Annotated in this window: 22 protein-coding genes; 7 read left to right on the top strand and 15 right to left on the bottom strand. The window is 69.8% G+C overall.

Features of this window, described 5'->3' with window-relative positions; translation table 11 throughout:
• Nucleotides 1–12: 12 nt before the first annotated feature.
• The 8 genes from aroH to ABZ470_RS33505 all read right to left on the bottom strand — a co-directional run bounded on the left by aroH (nt 13) and on the right by ABZ470_RS33505 (nt 7790).
• On the bottom strand, nt 13–372 hold the full coding sequence (aroH, locus tag ABZ470_RS33470) for a chorismate mutase (RefSeq protein WP_352009101.1): 360 nt from the start codon (nt 370–372) through the stop codon (nt 13–15).
• Between the two features lie 54 nt (nt 373–426).
• Nucleotides 427–2079: a pseudouridine synthase gene (locus tag ABZ470_RS33475; RefSeq protein WP_362916453.1), complete on the bottom strand. Its 1653-nt coding sequence runs from the start codon at nt 2077–2079 to the stop codon at nt 427–429.
• A complete protein-coding gene (scpB, locus tag ABZ470_RS33480) occupies nt 2076–2636 on the bottom strand; it encodes an SMC-Scp complex subunit ScpB (protein WP_352009099.1) in 561 nt (186 codons plus the stop codon). Before scpB ends, ABZ470_RS33475 begins: the two co-directional genes overlap by 4 nt.
• Nucleotides 2626–3453, bottom strand: coding sequence for a segregation/condensation protein A (locus ABZ470_RS33485; RefSeq protein WP_352009098.1), 828 nt, complete (start codon nt 3451–3453; stop codon nt 2626–2628). The genes scpB and ABZ470_RS33485 overlap by 11 nt, the downstream gene beginning before the upstream one ends.
• Before the next feature lie 49 nt (nt 3454–3502).
• Nucleotides 3503–4444, bottom strand: coding sequence for a ParA family protein (locus ABZ470_RS33490; protein WP_352009097.1), 942 nt, complete (start codon nt 4442–4444; stop codon nt 3503–3505).
• A 99-nt stretch (nt 4445–4543) separates the two neighbouring features.
• Complete coding sequence (locus ABZ470_RS33495; protein ID WP_352009096.1) at nt 4544–5485, bottom strand: site-specific tyrosine recombinase XerD; 942 nt, start codon at nt 5483–5485, stop codon at nt 4544–4546.
• Nucleotides 5482–6123 (bottom strand): NUDIX hydrolase, encoded by a 642-nt coding sequence (locus ABZ470_RS33500; protein WP_352009095.1) that lies wholly within the window; start codon nt 6121–6123, stop codon nt 5482–5484. The genes ABZ470_RS33495 and ABZ470_RS33500 overlap by 4 nt, the downstream gene beginning before the upstream one ends.
• Nucleotides 6120–7790: a CTP synthase gene (locus ABZ470_RS33505; protein ID WP_352009094.1), complete on the bottom strand. Its 1671-nt coding sequence runs from the start codon at nt 7788–7790 to the stop codon at nt 6120–6122. The genes ABZ470_RS33500 and ABZ470_RS33505 overlap by 4 nt, the downstream gene beginning before the upstream one ends.
• A gap of 156 nt (nt 7791–7946) precedes the next feature.
• Between ABZ470_RS33505 and ABZ470_RS33510 the strand changes: the two genes are divergently transcribed.
• The 4 genes from ABZ470_RS33510 (at nt 7947) to ABZ470_RS33525 (ending at nt 11541) form a co-directional block, all read left to right on the top strand.
• The gene (locus ABZ470_RS33510; RefSeq protein ID WP_352009093.1) at nt 7947–8672 is read left to right on the top strand and encodes an acyltransferase; all 726 of its coding nucleotides are present in this window, start codon (nt 7947–7949) and stop codon (nt 8670–8672) included.
• Between the two features lie 218 nt (nt 8673–8890).
• Nucleotides 8891–10048 carry a ScyD/ScyE family protein gene (locus tag ABZ470_RS33515; RefSeq protein ID WP_362916455.1) on the top strand — a complete coding sequence of 386 codons (1158 nt, stop codon included), beginning with the start codon at nt 8891–8893 and terminating at the stop codon, nt 10046–10048.
• Nucleotides 10049–10182: 134 nt separating this feature from the next.
• Nucleotides 10183–10773 carry a DUF4126 domain-containing protein gene (locus ABZ470_RS33520; RefSeq protein ID WP_352009091.1) on the top strand — a complete coding sequence of 197 codons (591 nt, stop codon included), beginning with the start codon at nt 10183–10185 and terminating at the stop codon, nt 10771–10773.
• 141 nt (nt 10774–10914) lie between these two features.
• Nucleotides 10915–11541 carry a hypothetical protein gene (locus tag ABZ470_RS33525; protein WP_362771598.1) on the top strand — a complete coding sequence of 209 codons (627 nt, stop codon included), beginning with the start codon at nt 10915–10917 and terminating at the stop codon, nt 11539–11541.
• Between the two features lie 59 nt (nt 11542–11600).
• Here the strand turns inward: ABZ470_RS33525 and uvrB are convergent, their stop codons facing one another.
• Nucleotides 11601–13712 (bottom strand): excinuclease ABC subunit UvrB, encoded by a 2112-nt coding sequence (gene uvrB / locus ABZ470_RS33530; RefSeq protein ID WP_352009089.1) that lies wholly within the window; start codon nt 13710–13712, stop codon nt 11601–11603.
• A 188-nt stretch (nt 13713–13900) separates the two neighbouring features.
• On the opposite strand from uvrB, the gene ABZ470_RS33535 reads away from it, so the two are divergent.
• Genes ABZ470_RS33535 through ABZ470_RS33545 form a run of 3 tightly spaced genes read left to right on the top strand, consistent with a single transcriptional unit; the run spans nt 13901 to nt 17597 of the window.
• Nucleotides 13901–15532: an SPFH domain-containing protein gene (locus ABZ470_RS33535; protein WP_362916457.1), complete on the top strand. Its 1632-nt coding sequence runs from the start codon at nt 13901–13903 to the stop codon at nt 15530–15532.
• Between the two features lie 2 nt (nt 15533–15534).
• On the top strand, nt 15535–16797 hold the full coding sequence (locus ABZ470_RS33540; RefSeq protein WP_352009087.1) for an SPFH domain-containing protein: 1263 nt from the start codon (nt 15535–15537) through the stop codon (nt 16795–16797).
• Nucleotides 16798–16823: 26 nt separating this feature from the next.
• Nucleotides 16824–17597: a sporulation protein gene (locus tag ABZ470_RS33545; protein WP_352009086.1), complete on the top strand. Its 774-nt coding sequence runs from the start codon at nt 16824–16826 to the stop codon at nt 17595–17597.
• A gap of 97 nt (nt 17598–17694) precedes the next feature.
• Here ABZ470_RS33545 and ABZ470_RS33550 read toward each other — a convergent pair whose 3' ends face one another.
• The 6 genes from ABZ470_RS33550 to polA all read right to left on the bottom strand — a co-directional run bounded on the left by ABZ470_RS33550 (nt 17695) and on the right by polA (nt 25727).
• Entirely contained in the window at nt 17695–18564 is an 870-nt protein-coding gene (locus ABZ470_RS33550; protein WP_362916459.1) for a PIG-L family deacetylase, read from the bottom strand.
• 193 nt (nt 18565–18757) lie between these two features.
• Nucleotides 18758–19357: a dephospho-CoA kinase gene (gene coaE / locus ABZ470_RS33555; protein WP_362771591.1), complete on the bottom strand. Its 600-nt coding sequence runs from the start codon at nt 19355–19357 to the stop codon at nt 18758–18760.
• A 20-nt stretch (nt 19358–19377) separates the two neighbouring features.
• Nucleotides 19378–19827: a GNAT family N-acetyltransferase gene (locus ABZ470_RS33560; RefSeq protein ID WP_362916586.1), complete on the bottom strand. Its 450-nt coding sequence runs from the start codon at nt 19825–19827 to the stop codon at nt 19378–19380.
• A 165-nt stretch (nt 19828–19992) separates the two neighbouring features.
• Nucleotides 19993–21474, bottom strand: a complete 1482-nt coding sequence (gene rpsA, locus ABZ470_RS33565) for a 30S ribosomal protein S1 (protein WP_352009083.1) — start codon at nt 21472–21474, stop codon at nt 19993–19995.
• Nucleotides 21475–21691: 217 nt separating this feature from the next.
• On the bottom strand, nt 21692–22840 hold the full coding sequence (locus ABZ470_RS33570) for a polysaccharide deacetylase family protein (protein WP_362916461.1): 1149 nt from the start codon (nt 22838–22840) through the stop codon (nt 21692–21694).
• A 187-nt stretch (nt 22841–23027) separates the two neighbouring features.
• On the bottom strand, nt 23028–25727 hold the full coding sequence (polA, locus tag ABZ470_RS33575; protein ID WP_352009081.1) for a DNA polymerase I: 2700 nt from the start codon (nt 25725–25727) through the stop codon (nt 23028–23030).
• Between the last annotated feature and the right edge of the window lie 28 nt (nt 25728–25755).

The raw sequence follows: 25755 nt of genomic DNA on the forward strand, positions 1-25755 counted from the left end.
CTTGGACGGGGGTCACTGGGCGATGTCGACCCGCAGGGCCGCCGCGCCGTGCAGGTAGACATGGTGGATCTCCTGACGCGGCCGGTCGGTCTCCACGTGCGCCATCAGCCGTACGACGCGGGGCAGCGCGCCCGGGACGTCGATCTCCGAGGCGCAGATCAACGGGACGTCGTGAAAGCCGAGCTTGCGTGCCGCCAGGGCGGGGAACTCGGCGTTCAGGTCGGGCGTCGCGGTGAAGATCACACTGATCACGTCGTCGGTGGTGAGCCTGTTGCGTCCCATCACCTCCGTGACCAGCTCGGTCACCCCGGCCAGGATCGCGTCCCTGTCGTTCGCGTCGACCTGGACCGCCCCGCGGATCGCCCGCACCATCGTCGCTCCTTCGTGTCCTGAACGTGTATGTCGGGGAAGGTTACCGGCCTCGGGTCACAGACCCACGGCGGCGTAGAGTTCCCCGACCTCCTTGAGGGTCAGCGCGCGGATCGTCCCCGGCTTGAGCCTGCCGAGTTTGACCGGGCCGAACTCGATACGGGCCAGGTCGATGACCGGGTGCCCGACCTCCTCCAGCATGCGGCGGACGATGTGCTTGCGCCCCTCGTGCAGGACGATCTCCACCAGGGCCTGCTGGCCGTGCTCCTGGACGATGCTGAAGGAGTCGGCCTTGGCGATGCCGTCCTCAAGCTCGACGCCCTTCTTCAGGCGGTGACCCAGGTCACGCTCGATCCTGCCCGGCACCTTCGCCCAGTACTTCTTCTGCACGCCGTAGCTGGGGTGGGTGAGCCGGTTGGCCAGTTCCCCGTCGTTGGTGAGCAGGATGAGGCCCTCGGTCTCGGTGTCGAGACGGCCCACGTGGAACAGCCGCTCGGTGCGGTCGGCCACGTAGTCGGCCAGCGAGGGGCGGCCGTCGGGGTCGGACATGGTGCTGACGACGCCGAGCGGCTTGTTGATGGCGAGGTAGACGAGGTCGGGCATCGTCGGCAGACGCTTGCCGTCCACGTGGATGACCTGCTTGGCGGGGTCGACCCTGGCGCCGAAACGGCGGACGGTCTGGCCGTCGACCGTCACCCTGCCCGCGCCGATCATCTCCTCGCACGCCCTGCGGCTTGCGACGCCCGCCTGGGCGAGGACCTTCTGCAGCCGCACACCGCCGGGGACCTCGGTGGTGTCGCGCTCGTCGACGTAGTCGGAGTCGTAGAAGTCGAAGTCGCGCTTGGGCTGGCGGGCGGTCTTGAACCGGTCGTTCTCGATCCCCCCGGGCCGCAGAGCGGGCTTCTGGCCCTGCCGGTCCTTCGCCGAGGCGCCCTTGGCGGGCGCGGGACGGCGCTCGCCGTAGGAGTCGGCCCGGCCGCCGCCGATCGTACGGACCTCCGCGCCACGGCCGGTCTTGCCGTAACGACCTCGGGAGCCGCCACCGCGGTTCTCCCTCTGACCGCCCTCCGGCCTGCCGTACCGGCCGCGCGAGCCGCCGCGCTCGTCGGAGAACCCACCACGGTCATCACGACGGGGACCTTCAGAACGGAACCCACCACGGTCCTCGGAACGGAAACCGCCCCGATCATCACGACGCGAGCCCTCAGAACGGAACCCACCCCGATCGTCACGACGGGGACCCTCAGAACGGAACCCACCACGGTCCTCGGAACGGAAACCGCCCCGATCATCACGACGCGGGCCCTCGGAACGGAACCCACCACGGTCATCGCGACGAGGGGAATCCTGCCGGAAACCGCCCTCCGGCCTGCCGTACCGGCCGCGTGAGCCGCCGCGCTCGTCGGACTGGAACCCGCCGCGTGACCCGCCGCGCTCCGCGCGGAAGCCTCCACGGTCCTCGGAGCGGAAGCCACCCCGATCATCGCGACGCGGGCCCTCGGAACGGAACCCGCCGCGATCGGCGCGGAAACCACCGCGATCGTCGCTCCGGGGACCGCCACGGGAGGCGCCTCGGGAGGCGTCCGGGCGGAAGCCGCCCTGCGATCCGCCTCTGGAGTCGCCGCTCCCGCGGTAGCCGCCACCGCGCGGGGCGCCGCCACGGCCTCGACCGCGTCCATCACCGGACGGGGTACCACGCCTGCTGTTCACTGCTTCTGCTCCTCTAGGTTTTCCACGTCGTCTGGCAGGAAGGGCGCGAGTTCCGGAAGCTCTTCGAGCTCCCGCAGGCCCATCCGCTCAAGGAAATATGAAGTCGTCCGGTAGAGCAACGCCTGCCCCTCCGGATCGGTGCCGGCCTCCTCGACCAGCCCCCTGGCCACCAGCGTGCGCATGACGCCGTCGCTGTTGACCCCTCGGATGGCCGCCACCCTGGCCCGGCTGACCGGCTGGCGGTAGGCGACCACGGCCAGCGTCTCAAGCGCCGCCTGGGTGAGCCGCGCCTGCTGGCCGTCACGGACGAACCGTTCGACAAGGGCCGCGCATCCGGCCCGCGTGTAGAACCGCCAGCCGCCCGCGACCTCTCTCAGGTCAAAACCCCGGCCCTGGGCCGTGTATTCCGCCGCCAGCGCCCGAAGCGCGGCGGAGATCTCGGGAACGGGCCGTTCCAGCGCCTGGGCGAGGATCGTCTCGGCGACCGGCTCGTCGACCACGAGCAGGATCGCCTCAAGCCCGGCGCGCAGGCCGGGGCCGGACGCCTCATCGGTCATCGGAGGGCTCCTTACCCGCGCTCGCGTCGTAGTCGTCGGCGACGGTCACATCACCGTCGTCGCTGCCGGTCCAGGTCACATGCAGCTCGCCGAGGGGCTCGACCTGCTCGAAGGAGACCGCCGCCTCCCGGTAGAGCTCCAGGACGGCCAGGAAACGAGCGACAACCTCGAAGGTGCCCGTGCAGTCGGAGGTGAGAGCGCGGAAGGTCGCCCGGCGCATGCGCCGCAGCCGCTGGACAAGGATAGCCGCCTGTTCGCGGACATTGGCGAGCGGTTGGTAGATGTGGGCGACGGAGACCGCGGGGGGAACCCTGGGTGCGAAGGCGCGCCGGGCCAGCTCCGCCAGCCGTTCCGGGCCGACGCCGAGGACCAGCGTGGGCAGCAGGTTGGCGAACCTCGCCTCCATCGGCACGATCCTGGGGAAGCGCAGGGCCTCCTCCGCCATCCGGGAGGAGAAGACCTTCACGACCTCCTTGTAGGCGCGGTACTGCAGGAGGCGGGCGAACAGCAGGTCCCTGGCCTCAAGGAGCGCGAGGTCCTCCTCGTCGTCGACCTCTCCCGAGGGCAGCAGCCTCGCCGCCTTGAGGTCGAGCAGGGTCGCGGCCACGAGGAGGAAGTGGCTCGTCTGGTCGAGGTCCCATTCGGGACCCCTGGCCCGGATGTGGGCGATGAACTCGTCGGTGACCTTGCTGAGCGAGACCTCGGTGATGTCCAGCTTGTGCTTGGAGATAAGGCCGAGCAGCAGGTCGAAGGGACCCTCGAAGACCTCCAGGTGCACTCTGAAGGTGTCGTCGGCCGTCTGTGCCTGCTCGGTCATCCCGTCATTGTCCCGCACCGGGATCCCGGTCACCGCGGGTGAGGGGTGGTTACTCGGCGTTCCACCTGGCGAGGACCTCGCGGGCCAGCTCCCGGTAGGCGCTCGCGCCGAGTGAGGAGGGGTCGAAGCTGGTGATGGGCTCTCCGGCGACCGTGGCGTCGGGGAAGCGGACCGTCCGGTTGATCACCGTGTGGTAGACCTTCTCGTCGAACGCCTCGACCACCCGGGCGAGCACCTCACGGCCGTGCAGGGTACGCGCGTCGTACATGGTGGCGAGCAGGCCCTCGATGACCAGGTCCTCGTTGATGCGCTGCTGGACCTTGATGATGGTGTCCATCAGCAGCGCGACACCGCGCAGGGCGAAGAACTCGCACTCCAGCGGCACCATGACGCCGTGCGCGCAGGCCAGCGCGTTGATCGTGAGCAGGCCCAGGGACGGCTGGCAGTCGATCAGGCAGACGTCGTACTCGGGCAGCAGGGGCTTGATCACCCTGCCGAGCACCTGCTCGCGGGCGACCTCGGTGACGAGCTGGACCTCGGCCGCCGACAGGTCGATGTTGCTCGGCAGCAGGTCCATGCCCTCGACGCCGGTCTCCATCAGCACGTCCCTGGCGGTGATCTGCGGCTCCATGAGGAGGTTGTAGACCGTCAGATCGAGCTGGTGGGGGTTGATGCCGAGGCCGACGGACAGGGCGCCCTGCGGGTCGAAGTCGACCAGCAGCACCCTCAGCCCGGCCTCGGCCAGCGCCGCGCCCAGGTTGATGGTCGTGGTCGTCTTGCCGACGCCGCCCTTCTGGTTGACCATGGCCACGACGCGCGCCGGTCCGTGCACCGTACGAGGGGATGGGTCGGGGAACACCGGGCGAGGCCGCCCGGTGGGGCCGAGAACGCCCCCGCTCCGGGGGGTGCCGGTGGTCTTGGTGTCCCCCCATGGATTCTCGGGGTTTCCAGGGGCCGTCCCCCGGCCAGAACCGTCGGTGGTCACAGTCACCAGTCGAACCTCCCTGACGGCCTCGAACCGGACCGTCCGGACGGACACTATGGCGTCAACACGTATGCGGCAAGGCGGCACGCCCGGACACGACAAAGGTCAATGCCGCACGCGCGGATGCGCGGCGGCACAGGCCTCACGGAGTTTGTCGACCGTGACCAGGGTGTACACCTGGGTGGTGGTCACCGAGGCGTGGCCGAGTAGTTCCTGAACCACCCTAACGTCCGCGCCCCCGTCCAGGAGGTGTGTTGCGAACGAATGTCGCAAGATATGGGGGGAGATTCCCGCCAGCCCTCCGCGTTCGGCCGCCGCCTGCAGCACCTCCCAGGCCCCCTGCCGGGTGAGCCTTCCGCCTCTGGCGTTGAGGAAGAGCCCCGAACCACCCCTGCCGTGGGCGGCGATGCCGGGACGGGCGCGGGTGAGGTAGACCCTGAGCGCCTCCCTGGCGAAACGGCCGAGTGGCACCAAACGGGAGTGTCCGCCTTTGCCCCGCAGCCTCACCCGCTGGCTGGCCGGGCTCAGGTCGACGTCCTCGACCGCGAGCCCGACCGCCTCGGAGATGCGGGCTCCCGTGCCGTACAGCAGTTCGAGCAGCGCCCGGTTGCGCATCGTGAGCGGCGCCCCCTCCGGGCCCGAGGCCGCGATCAGACGCTCGACCTCGTCCACGCTGATCGCCTTGGGCAGGCGCCTGAGCTGGCGCGGCGGACGCACCCTGCGGGTGGGATCGTGATCGCACACGCCCTGACGCAGGGCGAAGCGGTGCAGACCCCGCACCGAGGAGACCGCGCGCGCCGTCGAGCTGTCCACGAGCGCCCGATGCTCCTCGTCTCCCTCCCGCAGCGCGGTGAGGAAGGCGGCGACGTCGGCCTCCGCGACCTCGCCGAAGGTGGCGCGGCCGCGGTTCCTCAGGTGTTCCAGGTATCGAAGGAGGTCACGACGGTAGGAGGCCAGGGTGTTGGCCGCCAGGCCCCGCTCCACCGCCAGGTGGGCGAGGTAGCTGGCCAGGACGACCTCCGTCTCGCTCAGGGCTCCTCCTGTCATGCCTCCGGTGCGTCGGCGGGCCGCAGCGAGGCGAAAGCATCCGCCGAAGCGGCGTATGCGGCGAGAATACCGGCCACGGCTTGGGAATTGTGGATCATTCCCGCCAGGGCACGGCGAACCGCGTCTGACAGGGGGATCCAGACCACCGGCATGTCGGACTCCTCGTGTCGTCCGACGAAGTCGAACTCCCCCTCGGGGATGAGGCTGAGGTCCCTGGCCAGGAAGATCCTGGTCCGCTCCCCCGTCATCCCGGGCGAGGTGAAGGCGTCGACCAGGGTGTGCCAGGTCCGTGCCCGGTAGCCCGCCTCCTCTGCCAGCTCCCTGGCTGCCGCCTCCTGCAGCGGCTCGTCCTCGACGTCCCGCAGGCCCGCGGGCAGTTCCCACAGCAGATGCCCGGCCGCGTGGCGGTACTGCCTGAGCAGCAGCACACGGTCCTGGTCGTCGAGCGCGACCACCGCGACGGAGCCGGGGTGGAGCGCGTAGTCACGGTTGACGACCTCTCCGTCCGGCATGACCACGGCGTCGGTCACCACGGTGATGACGCGCCCGCTGAAGTGCCTGACCGAGGAGACGACCTTCCACTCCTCGGGGACGTCCACGACGTCCCCGGCGTTCAGGGCCTTGACGGTGTCGCTCACTTGCTCCTGCCCGCCTTGGCCGCGGTGCCGCGGATGTCGGCGTAGGTCAGGGCCGCCCCGATCAAACCCTTGAACAGGGGGTGCGGGCGGGTGGGGCGGGAACGGAACTCGGGGTGCGCCTGGGTGCCGATGAAGAACGGGTGCACGTCGACGGGAAGCTCGGCGTACTCCACGAGACGGCCGTCCGGCGAGAGCCCGGAGAAGACCATGCCGATCTTCTCAAGCTGCTCGCGGTAGGAGTTGTTGACCTCGTAGCGGTGCCGGTGGCGCTCCTCGACCTTGGCCATGCCGTACAGCTGGCGGGCCAGGGAGCCCTCGGAGAGTTTGGCGGGGTACAGGCCGAGGCGCATGGTGCCGCCCATGTCGCGCTCGCCGGAGACGACGTCCTCCTGGTCGGCCATGGTCGAGATGACCGGGTGGGTGGTCTCGGGGTCGAACTCGGTGCTGCCCGCGTCCTCGACGCCCGCAAGGTTGCGGGCGGCCTCGATGACCATGCACTGCATGCCCAGGCAGATGCCGAGCAGCGGGATCTTGGTCTCTCTCGCGTGCCGTACGGCGCCCAGCTTGCCCTCGATGCCGCGCACACCGAATCCGCCGGGGATCAGCACACCGTCGACGCCGTCGAGCTCACGGGCCGCGCCCTCGGGGGTCTCGCAGTCGTCGCTCTTGACCCAGCGGATGTTGACGCGGGCGTCGTTGGCGAAGCCGCCCGCGCGCAGCGCCTCGGTGACCGACAGGTAGGCGTCGGGCAGGTCGATGTACTTGCCGACGAGGGCGATCGTGACCTCCTTCGCCGGGCGGTGCACCCGGCGAAGGAGCTGCTCCCACTCCTTCCAGTCGACGTCGCGGAAGGGCAGGCCGAGGCGGCGCACCACGTAGGCGTCCAGGCCCTCGGAGTGCAGCACCCTGGGGATGTCGTAGATGCTCGACGCGTCGACGGCGGAGACGACCGCGTCCTCGTCGACGTCGCACATGAGGCTGATCTTGCGCTTGAGGGAGTTGGTGATCGGCCGGTCGGAGCGGCACACGATCGCGTCGGGCTGGATGCCGATGCTGCGCAGCGCGGCGACCGAGTGCTGCGTCGGCTTGGTCTTCAGCTCGCCGCTCGGCCCGATGTACGGCAGCAGCGACACGTGCAGGAAGAAGACGTTGTCCCGGCCCACCTCGTGGCGGACCTGGCGGACCGCCTCAAGGAAGGGCAGCGACTCGATGTCGCCGACGGTGCCGCCGACCTCGGTGATGACCACGTCGACGTCGGGGCCCGCCATGGCCCGGATGCGGTCCTTGATCTCGTTGGTGATGTGCGGAATGACCTGGACGGTGTCGCCGAGGTACTCTCCACGGCGCTCCTTGGCGATGACGTTGGAGTAGACCTGGCCGGTGGTGACGTTGGCGGAGCCGTGCAGCTCGGTGTCGAGGAAGCGCTCGTAGTGGCCGACGTCGAGGTCGGTCTCGGCGCCGTCGTCGGTCACGAAGACCTCGCCGTGCTGGAACGGGTTCATCGTCCCGGGGTCCACGTTGAGGTAGGGGTCGAGCTTCTGCATGGTGACCCGCAGGCCCCGCAGCTTCAGGAGGCGGCCGAGGCTGGAGGCCGTCAGTCCCTTGCCGAGGCTGGAGGCGACGCCGCCGGTGACGAACAGATGCTTGGTGTGTGCGGCGCTGCGCAAGGAGTCTCCCGTGGTCGTCATAGATCAGTCGGCGCGTCCTGCTGACGGCCTACATGTCCACGGGCTCTCAGAATATCAAACGGTTCCCGTGATCGGCCCGTACATCCCCTGACCCGCATTTCGCCGCCATATGACCTGACGGTACCTTGGGCCGCTATGTCACTTCGTGGTGTGGTACGGCGTGCCATGGGCAGCCTTGTGCACCGTGTCTGGTCCGCGGTCCGCACCGTGGGCGCGGTGAGCGCCACCAGCCCCGCGGGCTACCGCTTCCGCCGCATCGGCGAGGGCGCGTGCCTCGCCTTCCCCATGGGGGCCGTCTTCGGCGAGGCCTGGATCGAGATCGGCGCCCACACCCTGGTCGGCGAGCGGGTGTCGATCTCCGCGGGCATGGGCCCCGGCGTCGACCTCGGCCCCGTCTCGATCGTGCGGATCGGCGAGAGCTGCTCGATCGGCAGGGGCAGCCACATCGTGGGACACCAGTCGATCGACATCGGCGACCATGTCTTCACCGGCCCCTACGTGTACATCACCGACCAGAACCACGTCTACGACGACCCGGAGACGCCGATCGGCCGTCAGTGGCCGCGCAACAACCCGGTGGTCATCGGTTCGGGCTCCTGGCTCGGCACCGGCGCGATCATCCTGCCGGGGACCAGGATCGGCAGGCAGTGCGTGGTCGCGGGCGGCGCCGTGGTCCGCGGCGAGTTCCCCGACCACAGCGTGATCGCCGGGGTGCCCGCCCGGGTCGTGCGCCACCACGTGCCGGGGCGGGGATGGTTGCCGCCCCACCTGGACGGTACCTCGGCCGGCCGTGCCGGGACCGTGGCCGCGGACCGGGCCCTCGGCGCGTCGGCCGCGCCGGCGGGCTCGACACCGCCGTGACCCCCGCGCCCGGGACCGGTCCGTCAGCCGTCGGCTGAGAGGCGCCGGCGGGGTCGTCCGCCGGGAGACGGAGGGACGGTCACCCGCCCGGGGGAAATCGCCGCACAGCAGGGTGGATTGTGGCGTTTTTTCCTTGTGAGCGACCCGAAGAAGCTCATAGCTTTCCGGGTGTTCGCCCCGGCTTGACGGATATGGCGGGGATCGTGGAGGGGATTGCGTTGAGCGGAGTTCGTATCGGCCGCAGGCTGCTCGCTGCTGCCACAGGAGGAGTCGCGGCACTGGCCGTGACGGCCGGTCCGGTGACGGCGGCACGGGCGGACGGCGGCGCGCCCGAGGTCGTCGCCAAGGGCCTCGACAGCCCGCGCGGCATCTCCTTCGGTCCCGACGGTGCCCTCTACATCGCCGAGTCCGGTCACGGCGGCAAGGTCAAGTGCGCCATGACCCCCGCCAAGAAGGGGGAGAAGGCGGAGAAGATGTGCTTCGGCCTGACCGGGCGAATCAGCGTCCTGAAGGAGGGCAAGACCTCCGTGCTGGTCGGCGGCCTGCCCTCGGCTGCCAGCGGCCCGTTCGCCCTCGGCCCGCACGACGTGGCGGTCACCCCCAAGGGCGACCTGCTGGTGACCGTCGGTTTCTCCGGCGACACCGCCTTCCGTGCCAAGCTCGGCCCCAAGGCCAGGACCCTGGGCACGCTGCTGACCCTCTCCACCAAGGGCAGGCGGCTGTCCTTCGCCGACCTGGCCGCCCACGAGACCAGGCACAACCCGGACCGCAAGGACAAGGGCAGCGCCGTGGACTCCTACCCGTTCGGCCTCGCCCCGCTGCCCGGCGGCGGCGCGCTGGTCACCGACACCGGCGGCAACTCCGTGCTGCGGGTCGACCGCAAGGGCAGGGTCAGCACCGAGGCGGTCCTGCACGCCAGGTCCGTCGCCGCTCCCCCGGCGCTCAAGATGCCCAAGGGCAGCAAGATCCCGATGCAGTCGGTGCCGATGGGCATCGCCAAGGGCCCCGACGGCGCCTACTACGTCGCCGAGCACGGCGGATTCCCCAACCCCGAGGGGGCGGCCCGGGTCCTCCGTCTCAAGGACGGCAAGGTCACCACCGCCGCACGCGGCTTCACCACGGTCGCCGACGTGGCCTTCGACGCCAAGGGGCGGCTGATCGTCCTGGGATCCGCCGGACCGCTTCCCGCCAACGGCATGAGCAAGACCACCGTCTACCGCGTCGAGGGTGACGGCACCCGTACCGAGCTTCTCAAGCCCGGCACGCTGACCACCCCCCTCGGCGTGGCCGTAGGCCCCGACGGCGCCGTCTATGTGGCCGACAAGGCCATGGCGCCCGGCAAGGGCGAAATCCTCCGGATCCCCGTTTCGGAGTAGCCCGCGGGAACAGGCGGGGGCGTGTCCATCACGGACACGCCCCCGCCGCCGTTTCGCCCGGCACCGGAACCCGGCGGGATCCACCGGTGCCCCAAGGACGTTGAATGGGAGGACCGAGACACCACGGAGGCACGATGCTCGCGGCACTGACAGGCCTTGGACTCTCCACCGCGGCGGGGCTGAACGCCTACATACCGCTGCTGGTCGTCGGCCTGCTCGCCAACCTCACCGACCAGGTGCGGCTGCAGCCGGAGTTCGCCTGGCTGGCCAACGGCTGGGTGCTCGCGATCGTCGGCGTGCTGCTGGTCGCCGAGTTCGTCCTCGACAAGGTCCCGGTGGTCGACAGCGTCAACGACATGATCCAGACCGTGATCCGCCCGCTGTCCGGCGGCGTGGTCTTCAGCGCGACCGAGGCCGCGGCCCGGCTCGACGGCTCCGACTGGATGACCCACAACCCCTGGGCCGGCTGGGTGCTCGGCATCGGCGTCGCGCTCGCGGTGCACGTGATGAAGGCGACCGCCAGACCGGTGGTCAACGCCACGACCGCCGGGGTGGGGGCACCGGTGGTGAGCACGATGGAGGACGTGGGGTCCCTCGCCATGGCCCTGGTCGCGATCTTCCTCCCGGTCCTGGTCGTGATCGCGGTTGCCGTGCTCGCGGTGTTCGCCTGGTGGACCGTCCGCCGCCTACGGCGCCGCCGCGCCCTGCGGCGAAGTCCCGTCTGAACCCCGGCACCCCGAGGCGGACACCGGCGGGGTGCACGGCGAGGTCCCTTCGGCTCCCGGCCGGACCCCGCGCACGTCGCGAACCCCCGTGTGCACGGGCAGGCGGGCTATGCTCGAAACACCTGTTTCCCCCGCCGGGAGGTGATCAAGATCACCACTTTCCTCACCATCGTGCTGGTGCTCATGGTGCTGTTCCTTCTCGCCGGAGGTGTGGGCGTCTACCTCCTGGTCAAGCTCGGCAAGAAGGCCACGAAGAAGGCCAGGAAGGTGACCGAGCGGGTGGCCTCCCAGGTGGCGGCGATGGACCCGGGCCAGGCCGGTGAGACCGAGCGGATGCGCCTGGACCTGCGCAAGGAGGTCTCCCTGACCCGGCAGGCCGTCGACCAGGCGCTCCAGGCCGGATGGGGGCTGGGTGACCTGCCGCGGCTGGTGGCCGAGATCGGCGTGCACGCCGACCAGCTGGACGGCCAGCTCGCGCTCTACGCCCGGCACAGCCGGAACTCCGCCTACGTCGACCATGCCTCCCTCGGCCGTCTGCGCGAGCACCACGCCAAGCTGACCACCTCGTGCGCCAGAATCCGGGCGGACCTGCTCAACGACCAGATGACGCACTCCGCGAACGGCATCGACGACATCCGGGACCGGACCGACCTGGAGATCGAGGCGCGCCGCCGCGCTCCCGACCCCCTGGACGAGATCGACGAGCTCTACCGCCGCACCGCGGTGCCCCGTTTCCCCGACGACGAGCGCCGCTCAGACCACCGCTGAGAGGCTCCGCCGAGGCGGGCGGGGCCGTACGGCACCCGCCCGGGTTCCGGCGGGCCGGGTCAGGAGACCCCCGCCTCGCGCATGTCGCGGACCTCGCGCTTGAGCTCCTTGATCTCGTCACGCAGCCTGGCGGCCACCTCGAACTGCAGGTCCGCCGCCGCCTGGTGCATCTGCTCGGTGAGCGACTCGACCAGGGCCTCAAGCTGCGCCCTGGGCATCTCCCCCGCGATCGCCCTGGCGTGCTGACCGGCCTGCTTGACCGCGAAGCCGGGGACCGGGGCCTTGCCGCGCGACTGCTGACGGCCGCTGCCCCCGAGGAGCTGGGCGGTGTCGGCGTCCTCCCGGTTGAGGGAGTCGAGGATGTCGGCGATCTTCTTGCGGAGCGGCTGGGGGTCGATGCCGTTGGCCTCGTTGTAGGCCGTCTGCTTGGCCCGGCGCCGGTTGGTCTCCTCGATCGCCCGCTCCATGGAGGGGGTGATCCGGTCGGCGTACATGTGGACCTGGCCGGAGACGTTACGGGCCGCGCGGCCGATGGTCTGGATCAGCGAGGTCTCCGAGCGCAGGAAGCCCTCCTTGTCGGCGTCGAGGATGGCCACCAGGGAGACCTCCGGCAGGTCCAGGCCCTCACGGAGCAGGTTGATGCCGACCAGCACGTCGTACTCGCCCAGCCGCAGCTCGCGCAGCAGCTCGATGCGGCGCAGCGTGTCGACCTCGCTGTGCAGGTAGCGGACCCTGATGCCCAGTTCGAGCAGGTAGTCGGTGAGGTCCTCCGACATCTTCTTGGTCAGCGTGGTGACCAGGACGCGCTCGTCCTTCTCCGCGCGGGTCCTGATCTCGTGGACCAGGTCGTCGATCTGCGACTTCGTGGGTTTGACGACCACCTCGGGGTCGACCAGGCCGGTCGGCCTGATCACCTGCTCGACGACGTCGCCACCGGAGCGGCCCAGCTCGTAGGAGCCGGGCGTCGCCGAGAGGTAGACCGTCTGGTCGATCCGCTCCAGGAACTCCTCCCACTTCAGCGGGCGGTTGTCCAGGGCGGAGGGCAGCCGGAAGCCGTGCTCGACGAGCGTGCGCTTACGGGAGGCGTCCCCCTCGTACATCGCGCCGATCTGCGGGACCGTCTGGTGCGACTCGTCCAGCACCAGCAGGAAGTCCTCGGGGAAGTAGTCGAGCAGGGTGTTCGGCGCGCTGCCCGGGGATCGGCCGTCCATGTGCCGCGAGTAGTTCTCGATGCCGGAGCAGGTGCCGATCTGGCGCATCATCTCCAGGTCGTAGGTGGTGCGCATGCGCAGCCGCTGGGCCTCAAGGAGCTTGCCCTGGCGCTCCATCCGCTGCAGGCTCTCTGCCAGCTCGGCCTCGATGTCCCGCACGGCCCGTTCCATCCGCTCGGGGCCCGCCACGTAGTGGGAGGCGGGGAAGATGTAGAGCTCCTCGTCCTCGGTGATCACCTCACCGGTCAGCGGGTGCATGGTGGACAGCTTCTCGATCTCGTCACCGAACATCTCGATCCGTACGGCGAGCTCCTCGTACTTCGGGATGATCTCGATCGTGTCGCCCCGCACCCGGAAGGTGCCGCGGGTGAAGGCCAGGTCGTTGCGGGTGTAGTGCATGTCGACCAGGCGCCGCAGCAGCGTGTCGCGCTCGATCTCCTGACCGACCTTCAGGGCGGTCATCCGGTCGACGTACTCCTGGGGGGTGCCCAGGCCGTAGATGCACGAGACCGAGGCGACCACGACCGTGTCGCGGCGGGTCAGCAGCGAGTTGGTCGCGGAGTGGCGCAGCCGCTCGACCTCCTCGTTGATGGAGGAGTCCTTCTCGATGTAGGTGTCGCTCTGCGGGACGTACGCCTCCGGCTGGTAGTAGTCGTAGTAGGAGACGAAGTACTCGACCGCGTTGTTGGGCAGCATCCCCCGCAGCTCGTTGGCGAACTGCGCGGCGAGCGTCTTGTTCGGCTGGATGACCAGGGTCGGCCGCTGCAGCCGCTCGATCAGCCAGGCGACCGTGGCCGTCTTGCCCGTGCCCGTCGCGCCCAGCAGGACGGTGTCCTTGTCACCCGCCCTCACCCGCCGCTCAAGCTCGGCGATCGCGGCCGGCTGGTCGCCGGAGGGGGTCATGTCGGTGACGACCTCGAAGGGGGCCACCTTGCGCTGCAAATCTGTTACCGGCCTCACCTCACCCACTGTAGGACGCCCCACCGACATTCCCGTCCCCTCTCCGGGAACCCCGTAGGACACGGCGTTCAGCACCCGTTCAATCGGCTGTCAAGCCATCCGCAAGCCACATGTTCTTTACTGGCATCCCTGCAGGCAATCACAAAGCGTGATATATCGGGCTTTCGGACAAGACCCACGGAGGTGTGATGTCGCGGCCAAAAGAGGCCATCCAGGCGGCGGTCGCGGCCGCCCAGGCGTACGGCCAGGGCGGAGACCTGCGCCAGATCGCCGGGCAGGTCGCAGGCCAGCTCACCGGTCAGGTGACGGGACAGGCAGGGGAACAGGGCTTCACGCTCAACCCCACCGACTTCCTCGCCGCGCGTGAGCAGGGCGCGTCCGTCGGCACGCTGATCGAAGCCCGCAGCGCCTCACTGAACGAGGCCGGGGAGATCGTCAACCGCAGCTTCAGCGGCAGCGGCCAGAACGGCGAGGCGGTCCACGTGATCTCCCCCGTGGTGATCCCCAAGAGCACCACGGCACGGGTCGTCATCCCTCTGGTCGTCCTGGCGGGACTCGGCCTGGTCGGCCTGATCGCCAACGGCCTGCCCGAGGGCGCGCGGGTGCTGTTCGGCCCGCACTACTGGGCCGTCCTGGTGCTGGCCGCGGCGTTCCTGTGGTGGCGGCGCAGCGTCGTCATGGTCCCCGAGGGCTGCAAGGCGCTGATCACCAAGTTCGGCAAGCTCGTCCAGATCGCCGAACCCGGGCGGGTGACGCTGCTCAACCCGTGGAAGCGGGTCAGCTACATCGTCAACACCACCCGTGAGTACCCCTTCAACGCCCCCATCCGCGAGGCCCCGACCCAGCAGGGCGTCAAGGCGAGCGTCGACCTCTTCCTGCAGTTCCGGATCGAGGACCCGGCCGAGTTCATCTTCGTCCTCGGCTCGGTCGGCGGCTTCCAGGCCAAGCTGCAGAACGCGATCAGCGAGGTGACCCGCTCCCTCATCTACGCCCAGCGCGCCGAGGACATCTACGACCTGGTCGGCGAGAGCACCCTGGGCATGCTGGACAGCCTCAACCAGCAGTTCCTGCCCGCCGTACGGCTCACCGACGTGAACATCACCCACGCCGAGCCCTCCAGCCAGGAGTACCGGATGGACCTGGCGGCTCCGGAGATGATCAGGGTCGCCAAGGAGGCCTACACCTACGAGTACGAGCTGCAGCTGCGCAAGGAGCAGAACGAGGGCGACCTGGTCAAGGAGCTCGCCGGGCTGCAGGAGCAACTCTCGGCCATCCACGCGGAGATCGCGGGCTACCAGGCCCGGATGGACACCGCTCTGGAACGCGCCTCGAACCAGGCCAAGGCCCAGGCGGGCCAGCGGCTGGTCGAGGCCGAGTCGACGGCGAAGGCCAACGCGGCTCTGCTTGAGGCCCAGGCGCTGGACATCAGGGCGCTGAGCGCGGCGCAGGCGCCGGAGATCCTGGACCACCGCTTCCAGCAGGACCTGCTCGACAGGCTCGAATCCGTCGCCGCCCACCTGCCCCGCGTGGTGCAGGTCGGTGAGACGACGGACATCGACCTGCTCGCCCTGGCCGGGCAGCTCGTCGGCGGCGGGGAGGCCCGGCTGTTCTCCGAGGCGGACACCGCCGCGATCCGGGCGCGGATCACCGAGATCAGCCGCCGTGTCGAGGACCGCGAGGCCGAGATCACCGCCCTGCTCAGCCAGGACGCGGGCCAGGAGACCGGCCAGGGCGCCGGCCGGGAAACCGCCCAGGTCACCGATGGGGAGCCCGCGCACGCCCCGCACGCCGTACCGCCCGCCGCGCAGGAAGACGCCTGAAGATGAGCAGAGAGTTCTCCAAGATCAAGGAATCGCTGGCCTCCTGGTCGGAGATCCGCCAGCTGCTGCGCGGCGGCGAGTCCGGCCAGATCGTCCCGGTCGTGATCCCCAAGGATCGCAGGGGTTTCGCCTGGGTCGCGCTGCTGATGTTCGCGCTCTACCTCGTGGGCACCGCTCTGCTCGGCGGTGGCGGCGTCCTGTCCGCCCTGGCCGCCGTGGGCGCGGTGTTCTTCCTGCTGACCGCCCTGGTCTGGCTGTGGCGCAGGGCCATCGTCGAGATCGAGGAGGGCACGACCGGCGTGCGCAGCCGGTGGGGGGCGATCGTCGGCACCCTGCCCCCCGGCCGTCACTACCTGTGGCTGCCCTGGGACCGGGTCGACGCGGTCGTGGACACCTCGACCGAGATCCCCTACTCGGCGCCGATCGCGGCCTGCCCGACGGCGGAGAACGTGCCGCTGAAGTCGATCGAGTTCTTCCTGAAGTTCCGCATCGTCGATCCGGTCGCCTTCGTCAGGACGATCGGGGCGGGCAACTTCGACCTCGTGCTCAGCAGCGCCGTACAGGACGCCATCCGCCAGCGCAGCCGCAGGGTCCACACCGAGCGGGCCTACGACCTGCGCGGCTCCGACGTGGGAGACATGCAGGAGCTGCTGACCCGCCAGCTCGGCAGGTACGGCGTGCGCATCACCGGCGCGAACATCCCCGACGTGCAGCTGCCCGACCAGTACCAGCAGCACCTGGCGACCCGGGAGAAGGTCGCCAAGGAGCTGTCGGCCTTCGAGCGTGAGTGGGAGCTGACCCGCAAGCGCCGCATCGACACCCTGCTCATGGAGATCGAGCGGGCCAAGAAGACCAGGGACGCCCGTATCGTCGAGGTCAGGGCCGCGGCCAACACCGCCCGCAAGGACGTCGCCCGCATGCTGGAGGAGCACGAGACGCAGGCCCAGCGGGTGCGCTGGGAGATCGAGGCCAGGGGCAGGGCCGAGCTGACCTCGGCGGAGAACGAGGCCAAGGGGCTGCGCAGGCTCGCCGACTCCTACCGTGACAACCGTGCCGTGCTCCAGTACGAGCTGGCCCGCCGCCGTCTCGACGTGGGCGCCAAGCTCGCCGAGAACGCCCCCCGCCCGATCGTCGTGCGCACCGGCGGCGCCTCAGGCGAGACCTCTCCGCTGGCCACCCTGCTCCTCGCCCAGCTCCTGCCGCAGCTCAGCGCGGACGGCGGCGCGGGGAACGGCCAGGCCAAACCGTCCGTTGAACCCAACTGAAACATCTCAACCCCGGGAGTCCCCCAATGGTGTTCCGTAAACTCATGGCCGCCTTCGGCGCCGGCGTCGAGGTCGACACGGTGCTGCTGAACTCCAACGTCCGCCCCGGCGAGACCCTGCGCGGACAGGTCAACTTCCGCGGCGGCGGCTCCGACTACCGGGTGGAGGGCATCTTCATCGACTTCACCGCGGTCGTCGAGGTCGAAAGCGGCGACAACGAGTACAAGACCACCTACAGCTTCCTGCGCCAGCAGATCACCGGTTCCTTCCACCTGGCCGCGGGCGCGCCGCAGTCGGCCCCGTTCGAGATCCCCGTCCCGTGGGAGACCCCGATCAGCGCCATCGGCGGCCACCCGCTGCGCGGCATGCAGCTCGGTGTCTCCACCGAGCTGTCCCTGGCCGGGGCGCTGGACAAGGGCGACCTCGACGCGCTGTTCGTCAACCCGCTGCCCGCCCAGGACCACGTGCTCGGCGCGCTCGACAACATGGGCTTCCGCTTCAAGAAGGCCGACCTGGAGCGCGGCACGCTGCACGGCTCCCGGATGCCGTTCTTCCAGGAGATCGAGTACTACGTCGGCCCCGAGTACTCCCGGCACTTCAGCGAGCTCGAACTGACCTTCATCGCGGGCCCGCGGGCGGTGGACGTCATCCTGGAGGCCGACAAGCGCGGCGGCTTCCTGACCTCAAGTCACGACACCTACAACCGGTTCACGGTCCACTACGACGACCACCCCGGCCAGGTGGAGCAGTCGCTGCGCGCGGGCCTGCACTCGATGGCCCAGCGCCGCGGCTGGTTCTGACCCGCCTTTCACGGCTGCGCCCCGGCCGCCTCCCGCCGACCGGGGCCGCTCCCCCGCCCCCCCCCCCCCCGGGCGCGCCCCCTCGCCGTGACGTCCCTCACGGCGAGGCCGCGCCGGGGCCGCGGTACATCCGCCGCAGCCAGGCGTCGTAGCGGCGGCCCGAGCCCGCCCGGTAGTCGTGTCCCCGGTAGACGGCGAAGGCCTCGCGCTTGATCTCGTGTTCGGCGGGGGTGAGGTTGGGGGGCAGGGGCAGCGTGGTGTAGCCCCGGTAGACGACCACCCTGACGCCCGGCGGGGCGGCCGCCGCCGCGAACCTCGCGGCGGCGATGTGGTCGGGGTGGTCGGCGACGCCCGGCGGCGGGTCCGGATCGAGGGTGTTCAGCACCGAAGGTCGGAAGACCCGCATCAGCCCGCGGAGCGCCTCCAGGACGTCGGAGCGGGACAGGCAGACGGAGGGCCTGGTGAAGGGGCGCACGCAGCTCAGGTCCCCTGAGGCGGCCCACAGGCGGCTCAGGGCGCTCCTTCCGCCGTCCGCCCTGGGGTCGCCGCCGTCGGGCAGGCCGGCGAAGACGAGCCGGACCTGTGGCCGGTCCGCCAGCGTGTCCACCTCGGCCCGGATCCTGCCCACGGTCATCAGGTTCCGCCGCCACCGGTCACGAACCCCGGCGGCCCAGGCGTAGGCGGCCCTGACCCCCCGCTGCCTGTCGATGCTGTACCGCCTGGGCGGGTGCCCGTCGCCGACCCCCGCCGTCCCCTCCCCCGCGGTGAGATAGACGGTGACGGTGCTCGCGCCACGCGCGAGCAGCCTCAGCAGGTCGGGGCTCATGAAGAGCAGGTCGTCGTCCGGATGGGCGGCGATCTGGAGGTGGAGGCCCTCGGGCGTCCCGCCGGGCATCAGGCTTCCCGGCCCGAGCAGGCCGGGGCTCGGCGACAGCAACGGCGCGAGGAGAAGAACGACGGCCGTCACGGCCGCCATGATCCCGCCCACGCCTCGAACGCCCCGCACGTCGCCCCCCGCCGCCGATGAAAGTAACTCGACGGTAAAGGAGCGGATCCCCCGACCACCTGAGCCGATTGGACGATTTACGGTAAGGCGTCCTCATCCAAGAGGATCGTCCTTTCTCGTCCCATAGGCGGAGCCCAGCCGTACGCCCTCGCGCTCAGGCCTTCGCGCGTGCGGCCAGATCGGCCCACAGAGCCTCCACCCGGGCCTCCAGCTCCTCCAGGGACCCCTCGTTGGGCACCACGACGTCGGCGGCCCTCAGCCGCTCCTCACGGCTCGCCTGGGCGGCGATCCTGGCCCTGACGTCGGCCTCGGTCATGCCGCGCAGCGTCAGCAGCCGTCCGGCGCGCGTCTCGTCGGCCGCGTCGACGACCACGACCACGTCGTACATCGGGGCGAGGTTGTTCTCGACCAGCAGCGGCACGTCGTAGACGACGATGGCGTCCTCGTCCGCCTGGCTCTGCAGCTCGGCGACGCGCTCCCCGACCAGCGGGTGCACGACGGCGTTGAGGGAGGCCAGTTTCTCGGAGTCGGCGAAGACGATCGAGCCGAGCCGTCCCCGGTCGAGCGAGCCGTCCTCGCGCAGGACGTCCGGCCCGAAGATTGCGACGATCCGTTCCAGCCCCTCGGTTCCCGGCTCGACCACCTCACGGGCGATCATGTCGGCGTCGATCACCATGGCGCCCCTGGCGGCCAGGCGCCGTGACACCTCGCTCTTGCCGGAACCGATCCCTCCGGTGAGCCCCACCTTCAACATGGTCCGCAGAATACGCGCCGCTACCGCTGCCTGCGCAGGTGGACCAGGGTCAGGTGGTCGCTCATCCGCTCCCGGTGGGTCTCACGGTAGCCGCGCCGGCGGTAGAGCCGCAGGTTGCCCTCCGACAGGTGCCCGGTGAACAGGTCGAACGCCAGGGCGGAGCCCATCTCCCCGTGAAGGGCGTCCAGCAGGGTGCCGCCGACACCCCCGCCCTGCAGGTCGGGCGCGACCACCAGGCGGCCGACCAGGCAGGTGGTGCCGGACATCTGCCCGCGAACCGCCCCGGCGATCCGTCCGTCCCGCCTGGCGACGAGCACGACACCGGTCCGTATCGCCCGCTCGACCTGCTCGGCGGACTCGACCAGAGGCGGGATGAACGGATCGCCGTAGAGCTGGGCCTCGCTCACGTACGCGGCCCGCTGGACCGTGAGGATCTCTCCCGCGTCCGCGGGGGCCGCCCGCCCGATCATGGTCACCCGCCAACCCTAGCGTGGCCGGCGACGGGTGAACCCGGCCCCCGGCACCGGACAGGCCGGGAGCGCGCCCCGGGCGGACCGGCGGGCACGAAAAAGGGCCCCGCCTGAGCGGGGCCCTTTCTCGGATCTTCAGATCGCCACATCAACCACTGGAAGAGGTCAGCTCTGACCGCCCGCGAGCTTCTCCCGCAGGGCGGCGAGAGCCTCGTCGGAGGCAAGAGCGCCCGCCGCCGGAGCGGAGGAGCTCGAACCGGAGGCCGGGGTCTCGCCCGAGTAGGAGGTGGGGGCTGCCTCGCCCGCCTCCGCCTCGGCCTTGCGGGCCTCCTCGATCTGACGCTTGTGCGCCTCGAAGCGGGTCTGGGCCTCGGCGTACTGCCGCTCCCACTCCTCGCGCTGGCGGTCGAAGCCCTCAAGCCACTCGCCGGTCTCGGAGTCGAAGCCCTCGGGGTAGATGTAGTTGCCCGAGTCGTCGTAGGTCGCCGCCATGCCGTACAGCGTGGGGTCGAACTCGACGTCGGCGCCCAGCGCGCTCTCGTTGGCCTGCTTGAGCGACAGCGAGATCCTGCGGCGGTCGAGGTCGATGTCGATGATCTTCACGAAGATCTCGTCGCCGACCTGGACGACCTGCTCGGGGATCTCGACGTGGCGCTCGGCCAGCTCGGAGATGTGGACCAGGCCCTCGATGCCCTCCTCAACGCGGACGAACGCGCCGAACGGCACCAGCTTGGTGACGCGGCCCGGCACGACCTGGCCGATCTGGTGGGTGCGGGCGAACTGCTGCCAGGGGTCCTCCTGCGTCGCCTTGAGCGACAGCGAGACCCGCTCGCGCTCCATGTCGACGTCGAGAACCTCGACGGTGACCTCCTGGCCGACCTCGACGACCTCGGAGGGGTGGTCGATGTGCTTCCAGGACAGCTCGGAGACGTGAACCAGTCCGTCGACGCCACCGAGGTCCACGAAGGCACCGAAGTTGACGATCGAGGACACGACGCCCTTGCGGACCTGGCCCTTCTGGAGGGTGTTGAGGAACGTCTGGCGAACCTCGGACTGGGTCTGCTCCAGCCAGGCACGGCGGGACAGGACCACGTTGTTGCGGTTCTTGTCCAGCTCGATGATCTTGGCCTCGAGCTCACGGCCCACGTAGGGCTGCAGGTCGCGGACCCGGCGCATCTCGACCAGCGAGGCGGGAAGGAAGCCGCGCAGACCGATGTCGAGGATCAGGCCGCCCTTGACGACCTCGATGACGGTGCCGGTGACGATGCCGTCCTCGTCCTTGATCTTCTCGATCGTGCCCCAGGCGCGCTCGTACTGGGCGCGCTTCTTGGACAGGATGAGACGGCCTTCCTTGTCCTCCTTCTGGAGAACAAGGGCCTCGACGTGCTCGCCAACCTCGACGACGTCCGCCGGGTCGACATCATGCTTGATCGAGAGCTCACGCGAGGGGATGACGCCCTCGGTCTTGTAGCCGATGTCGAGCAAAACTTCGTCTCGATCGACCTTGACGACGGTGCCCTCGACGATGTCGCCGTCGTTGAAGTACTTGATGGTCAGGTCGATCGCTGCGAGGAACTCTTCCTCGGAGCCGATGTCGTTGACCGCTACCTGCGGGGTGCTCGAGGTGGCCTCAGTGCTGCTCGTCATGTGTGGAATTGCTCCGAACGCGGACAGATGTCGATGTGGCGAACACGCGGCAGGCCTCTTATCGTTCAGCCGGGAATCCACCGGCCTGATCGAGCGCGAGCCCACTCGGTCCGAGACACACGCGAGCCCACAGCGCAGCGATCAGCATATGAGAACAGACGAGCCTGGTCAATCCGGTAGCACGACACACCGATGACAAAGCCATGGCTCAACGCCGTCAGTAGGCATTGATCCGCTGCTTCCACTGCGGGCTGATATTACCCCGAAGTTCCCGTGGAACGGAGATGCGTTCGGGATCCCCGTCGGCCGTGTACCGCTTGCCCGGGTGCTTGTTGAGCCACTCCAGCCAGTACTGCGAGCACCACTTACGGCATTCGCCCTTCTTGCCGTTGCTCTGGACCCGCTGGATCGCCCGCCAGTCGTAGTCCTTGGTGAACGGCGAGACCGACGGCTGCGCGCCGGCCAGGAAGACGCCCTTGAAGGCGAAGGAGGTGCCGTCCCACTTGCCCTTCTGGACGGTCGACCGTTTGCGCGGCATGGCGCCGAACGGCAGCGCCAGCGTGTCCGGGGTGCCCGCGCCGTACTTGGCCAGCATCCGCTGGACGCGGACGAGCTGCTCGGCGACCCGCTTCTTCGACAGGCCCGGCAGGTAGGGGTGGTCCCAGGTGTGGTTGGCCACCTCGAAGCCGTGCGAGGCCAGCCACCGCACCGCGTTCTCCTGGGCGCGCGCGTCCCGCAGCCCGAAGGGCTGATGATTTACCCAAAATGTCGCGACAGGCCGAAAATCTGGGTACTTCTTGGCCACCTGATAGATGATTCCGACCGCGGTGTCCTTGAGCGGCACGCCCGACTTGTCGAGCGCGAAGTGGCTCGGGTGACCGTCGTCGAAGGTCAGCACGACCGGGTGCTTGCCCGCCGGAACACGGATGTCGCCGGTGACGAACTCGTGCGCGGTGATCGGCACGTAGCCGTCCCTGGCCAGCCGCTCCATCTCCTGGCGCACCTGGGCGGGGGTCCTGTCGATGGAGGCCAGCCGCTTCTTCTGGATGCGGTGGTACATCAGCACCGGGACCACTCCGGCCTCGTTGGCCTTGACCTGCCGGGCGAACTCCGGCGAGGCCACCACCGGCGGCGGCAGCTCCGCGGAGGGCAGCGTGACCGCGGGCGAGGGGCCGGGCGACGGCGGCGGGGAGGGGGTCTGGGCGGGCGGTGTCACCGGCGGTGTGCTGAGCGGCGTCGCCGTACCCGCCAGTGAGACGGAGGTCGGCGCCGCGTCGGGGCGCACCAGGAGCACCACCACCGCGGTGATCACAACCACCACGTTGGCGAGCATGATGATCTGCGTCAGTGGCGCTGAACTCCGCACAAAACTCCCGTACCCATCGAGATCTCGACTGGATTACCACCCTAGAACAGACTCGGGCAGGCCGGGCAAACAACCAATGATCTACCTGGTCACCACTGGGTGTCCGCACGGGAACCACATCGTGACGACGCCCGCCCCGCGGAACGTCGCGGGGCGGGTGCGGAGGATCGAACCGGGAAGGCGGCCCTCAGTGGCCCGCGTCCTCCCAGGTGCGGCCGACCCCGACGGAGACCTCAAGGGGGACGCGCAGCGAGTAGGCGGCGTTCATCCGGTCGACGACCAGCTCACGCAGGGTCTCCAGCTCTCCCGGCGCCACCTCGAACACCAGCTCGTCGTGGACCTGGAGCAGCATCCGCGAGCGCAGAGCGGCCTCCTTGACCGCGTCGTGCACACCGAGCATGGCGACCTTGATGATGTCGGCCGCCGACCCCTGGATCGGCGCGTTGAGCGCCATCCGCTCGGCCATCTCCCTGCGCTGCCTGTTGTCGCTGTTGAGGTCGGGCAGGTAGCGGCGGCGGCCCATGATGGTCTCGGTGTAGCCGTCCTGCCTGGCCTGGACGACGATCGCGTTGAGGAAGTCGCGGACGCCGCCGAACTCCTCGAAGTACTCGTCCTTGAGGGCCCTGGCCTCCTGCACCGGGATGCCGAGCTGCCCGGAGAGCCCGAAGTCGGACAGTCCGTAGGCGAGGCCGTAGTTCATCGCCTTGATCTTGGCCCGCATCTCACCGGTGACCTGCTGGGGCTCGATGTCGAAGACCCGCGCGGCGGTCGCCTGGTGGAAGTCGTGCCCGGACTCGAAGGCCGCGATCAGCGACGCGTCGCCGGACAGGTGGGCCATGATCCGCAGCTCGATCTGGCTGTAGTCGGCGGTCAGCAGGGTCTCGTAGCCCTGGCCGACCACGAAGCCCTGCCGGATCCTGCGGCCCTCGGCGGTGCGGATCGGGATGTTCTGCAGGTTGGGCTTCTCCGAGCTGAGCCGCCCGGTGGCCGCCATGATCTGGTTGAACGTGGTGTGGATCCGGCCGTCGTCGGCGATCTCCTTGATCAGCCCCTCGACCGTGACGCGCAGCTTGGCCTGGTCACGGTGTCTGAGCATGATGGCCGGCAGCTCGTGGTCGGTCTGCGTGGCCAGCCAGGCCAGCTGTTCGGCGTCCGTGCTGTAGCCGGTCTTGATCTTCTTGGTCTTGGGCAGCCCGAGCTTGACGAACAGGATCTCCTGGAGCTGCTTGGGCGAGCCCAGGTTGAACTGCTCCCCGACGGCGGCGTGCGCGGCGTCGACGGCCTGCTTGACCGCGGCGCCGAACTCGGCCTCCAGGCCGCTGAGGTAGGGACCGTCCGCGGCGATCCCGGCCCGTTCGAGCTCGGCCAGGACCGTCACCAGGGGCAGCTCGACGTCGCCCATCAGGTGGGTGCCGCCCCGTGGTTCGAGGAAGTCCTCAAGGGCGTCGGCCAGCTCCCGCACGGCCATGGCCCGCAGCCCGAGGTCGTGGGCGGCGTCGGTCTCCTGGTCGTCGAACAGGCTGGCCTGGCCGCTGTTGTCCTCCTCCCCGCGCAACTCCCGGCGCAGGTAGACCCGGACGAGGTCCTCAAGCGGGAACGAGCGCTGGCCGGGCATCGCCAGGTAGGCCGCCAGCGCCGTGTCGCTGGTCAGCCCGCGCAGGTCCATCCCCTGGGCCCACAGCGCCAGGATCAGCCCCTTGGCGTCGTGCACGGCCTTGGGCCGCGACGCGTCGCACAGCCACTCGCGCAGCGCCGCCTCGTCGGCCTCGGTGAGCGTCGTCTGGTCGATGAAGGCCGCGCCGCGCCCGCCGTCGCCGGGCGCGGCGATCGCGACGCTGTCGACCCGCCCGGTGCCGCTGCCGTGGGAACCCCGGAAGGCCAGGCCCGCCCGGCCCTCCGGCATGGCCCGCAGCCAGGGCCCGACCTCGTCCGGCCCGAGCACGACCGTCTCGACCTCGAAGCCCTCGCCCGTCTCCGGCTCGGCCGAGGAGAGGGTCTTGAACAGCCGGTCGCGCAGCTCGCCTCTGAACTCCAGCGTGTCGAGGATCTTGTCGATCTCGGCGCGCTCGCCCTGGCCGACCGTCAGCGCCGTGACCTCGGCTTCGAGCGGGACGTCCCGGGTGAGCTGGGTGAGACGGCGGTTCAGCAGGACCTGGTCGAGGTGGTCGCGCAGCTTGTCCCCGACCTTGCCCTTGACCTCGTCGACCCGGTTGACCAGTTCCTCCAGCGAGCCGAACTCGCGGATCCACTTGGCCGCAGTCTTCTCGCCGACACCGGGGATGTTCCTGAGGTTGTCGCTGCTGTCGCCTCTGATGGCCGCGAAGTCGGGATACTGGGCGGGGGTGAGCTCGTACTTCTCCAGCACGGCCTCGGGCGTGAACCTGGTCATGTTGCTGATGCCGACCCTGGTCATCAGCACCGTGATGCGCTCGTCGACCAGCTGGAGCGCGTCGCGGTCACCGGTGACGACCAGCACGTTCATGTCCTGCGCGGCGGCGCGGGTGGCGAGCGTGGCGATCAGGTCGTCGGCCTCGTATCCGGCCAGCGACAGGTACGGCACGCGCAGGGCGTCGAGCATTTCGTGGATCAGGCTCATCTGGCTGCGGAAGCTGTCCGGGGCCGCGCTGCGGTTGGCCTTGTACTCCGGGTACTCCGTATGCCGGAACGTCGGCTCTGACCGGTCGAAGCAGACCGCCACGTGCGTGGGCCGCTCGTCACGGAGCACGTTGACCAGCATGGAGGTGAACCCGAAGACGGCGTTGGTCGTCTGCCCCGTCGTGGTGGAGAAGTTCTCCTCGGGCAGGGCGTAGAAGGCCCGGTATGCCAGGGAGTGTCCATCCAGCAGCAGCAGACACGGACGCGAGGGGGTCGCTTCGTTCTTCGGCACAGGGGAAGCCTAGTCTCCTGATACGACA

Source organism: Streptosporangium sp. NPDC020072 (assembly GCF_040631445.1).
In the GTDB taxonomy this organism is placed as follows: domain Bacteria; phylum Actinomycetota; class Actinomycetes; order Streptosporangiales; family Streptosporangiaceae; genus Streptosporangium.